Source organism: Bacillus sp. JJ664, assembly GCF_036962205.1.
Taxonomy (GTDB): Bacteria; Bacillota; Bacilli; order Bacillales; family Bacillaceae_G; genus Gottfriedia.
Genome location: NZ_JBALMS010000164.1, coordinates 1 through 3,007 on the forward strand (window position 1 = coordinate 1; position 3,007 = coordinate 3,007).

Annotated in this window: 4 protein-coding genes; all 4 read left to right on the top strand. The window is 30.5% G+C overall.

What is annotated here, in order from left to right; genetic code table 11:
- The first annotated feature begins 193 nt into the window (after nucleotides 1-193).
- On the top strand, nucleotides 194-1,126 hold the full coding sequence (locus V7056_RS19140) for a manganese-dependent inorganic pyrophosphatase (protein WP_499703987.1): 933 nt from the start codon (nucleotides 194-196) through the stop codon (nucleotides 1,124-1,126).
- A gap of 199 nt (nucleotides 1,127-1,325) precedes the next feature.
- On the top strand, nucleotides 1,326-1,850 hold the full coding sequence (locus tag V7056_RS19145) for a YfiT family bacillithiol transferase (RefSeq protein ID WP_499703988.1): 525 nt from the start codon (nucleotides 1,326-1,328) through the stop codon (nucleotides 1,848-1,850).
- A 364-nt stretch (nucleotides 1,851-2,214) separates the two neighbouring features.
- The gene (locus V7056_RS19150) at nucleotides 2,215-2,412 is read left to right on the top strand and encodes a hypothetical protein (protein ID WP_499703989.1); all 198 of its coding nucleotides are present in this window, start codon (nucleotides 2,215-2,217) and stop codon (nucleotides 2,410-2,412) included.
- A 189-nt stretch (nucleotides 2,413-2,601) separates the two neighbouring features.
- Nucleotides 2,602-3,007: sigma-70 family RNA polymerase sigma factor (locus tag V7056_RS19155; protein ID WP_499703990.1), on the top strand; the 406-nt coding region annotated here is incomplete at its 3' end.

Consider the following 3,007-nt stretch of genomic DNA (forward strand, 5'->3'; position numbering starts at 1 on the left):
GAGTAATATCTCGTATAGAATAGTCAATTTGGCTATTCTTTTTTTAGTTGATATGGTATTATTATTGAAGTGTTTTTAGTAATACCCAAATATTTCTAAACAGTTTTTACGCTTTGAAGCTTTGGTATTACATACGTACATAAAAATAATGAATAATCCAACATAATATATTGAATAAGGTAGGAGAAAATCTATGGAAAAAGTTCTTGTTTTCGGACATAAAAACCCAGATACAGATACAATTTGTTCAGCAATTGCTTATGCTGAGTTAAAAAAAGCTATAGGCGTAGATGCAGAAGCTATCCGTTTAGGTGTTGTAAGTGCAGAAACTCAATATGCACTTGATACATTTAATTCAGATGCGCCTCGCTTAGTAGAAAAAGTGGCTACAGAAGCAAACCAAGTTATATTAGTTGACCATAACGAACGTCAACAAAGTGCTGACGATATTGAACAAGTTCGTGTTCTTGAAGTAATCGATCATCACCGTATTGCAAACTTTGAAACAAGCGATCCACTTTACTATCGTTGCGAGCCAGTAGGTTGTACTGCGACAATTTTAAATAAGTTGTACAAAGAAAATAATGTATCAATCAAGAAAGAAGTTGCAGGTTTAATGCTTTCAGCTATTATTTCAGATACATTATTATTCAAATCTCCAACTTGTACAGATCAAGATATTACTGCAGCTAAAGAATTAGCTGAAATTGCTGGAGTGAATGCCGAAGAATATGGTTTAGAAATGTTAAAAGCAGGCGCAAATCTTGCAGACAAATCAATTGAATCATTAGTTTCTTTAGATTCTAAAGAATTCCAAATGGGTAATTATAAAGTAGAAATTGCTCAAGTAAATGCAGTAGATACAAATGATGTACTTACACGTCAACAAGAATTAGAAACTGTGCTTGAAGGCATTGTATCTAATAAAGGATTAGATTTATTCCTATTTGTCGTTACTGATATCTTAACAAATGATTCTATTGCAGTTGTAAAAGGCACTGCTACAAAAGCAGTTGAAAAAGCATACAATGTTACATTAGAAAACAATACAGCTATATTAAAAGGTGTTGTATCTCGAAAAAAACAAATCGTACCAGTTTTAACTGATACATTTAATTCTCTTTAATATTTAACAACAAAGTCCTTGTGGGCTTTGTTGTTTTTATAATCAGTGAATTTCAACTTATAGAGGCGTGTCTATCTATGAAAAATTTATTAAATCTGTGCCGCATCATTGCTTTACTTTCATGTATTACTTTTTGTAATTAAATATTTAAGCAAGAAAAAGAATCTTAAGGCTCATTAATGAAATAGGGGGAAGAGAGATGGAGAAGCTACAATATCCGATTGGAAGATTTTCAGAACCAACAAATTATACAAAAGATATTCGGTCTGAAAGTATTGAAATATTAAAAAATGCACCGAAAGAATTTGCAGATCTTATTTATTCTCTTACAAGTGTTGAACTAAATACACCATATCGCGAAGGTGGTTGGACTCCAAAACAAATCATTCATCATGTTGCTGATAGTCATATGAATAGTATCATTCGTATAAAATTAGCTTTGACTGAAGAAAACCCTACGATTAAGCCTTATGATGAAAATGCTTGGATTACGCTAAGTGATTCAACTATTGATGTTGAAAGTTCCCTTAAAATTCTTGAAGGTGTTCACAAACGATATGTAAATTTGATTGAATCTTTAACGGAAGAACAATTCAAACGTACAGTTTTTCATCCTGAAAGTAAAATAACAATGTCTGTAGATTATCTAGTAGCATTGTATGCTTGGCATAGTAAACATCATTTAGGTCATATAAAGATCGTAAAAGGCGTCGAAACTACTTAAAATATAAGTAAAATATAACCATCCAATTTATGATAAGGTGTGAATTATTATTAAATTGTTGTTTGTTTGTAGTAAAAACAATTGGAGAAGTCCTACTGCAGAGAAAATATTCCATCTTCGAAATAATTTTGAAGCAAGGTTTGCTAGAACTGAAAATGGTGCAAGAGTTAAAATAACAGAAGGCCATATCGTTTGGGCAAACATTATTTTTGTCATGGAAAAGAAACACTTGAGAAGAATTACTTATTTTTTAGCACTGTTTTAACAGAACTGTTCACTAGAAATTGAATACATTGTTATTTACTGACTAACAGTGTATTTTTTTGGGAAAGATAGTAAGAAACTGTTAAAGGAAGTGATGAGTATGTCTGAACAATTTGATAATAATACACCTGATTATTTAAATTTGGCAAATGACCCTGCATTATCTCTTCATGAACTCTCTTATCATTATGATATGAGTTTTAATGATATAGCTGAGGTAAGAGGTATAACAGTAGAAGAATTAATGAACTATTATCAAACAAATACTTCTCACGATGCTTTATTTTATTTTGAATAATTCAAGAATACCCGCTGAACCAGATTATTTTGGTTCAGCTTTTTTAATGCTAAGAAATAATCTGGTAAACTCAGTATATTGAATTAAAAGTAAGAAAACTATAAAATTTTAAAAAAATTTTAAAAATCTGTGTGAGAAAGTCTTAAAATTATACGAAGTATGTTTTAGATAGAAAAAAGAGGTGAGAGGATGAATGATGAGCAAATCATATCCGCCATTAGGAGTCAGAATCAAGAAGGATTAACATTTCTAATTCAGCAAATGCAGCGAAATGTTTACGCATTATGTTACAAAATACTTGGGCATATTGCAATGAAAGAAGATTTAGAAGAAATTGTTTCAGATGTTTTTGTTTCTGTTTGGGAAAAAATTGGTGATTATGACATGAATAAAGGTTCATTAAAAACATGGGTTTATATTATTGCAAAGTATAAAGCTCTAGATTGGAAACGCAGTGCTGAAAAGAAGTTAGAATTAACTGTACTGAATGAAACAGTTTCAAAAGAAACGAGTACAGATCATCAAATCGTAGAAATTGAAATAGATGTAAAAGAATTTATAAAAACTCTAAATGAGATGGATAGACAATTATTAG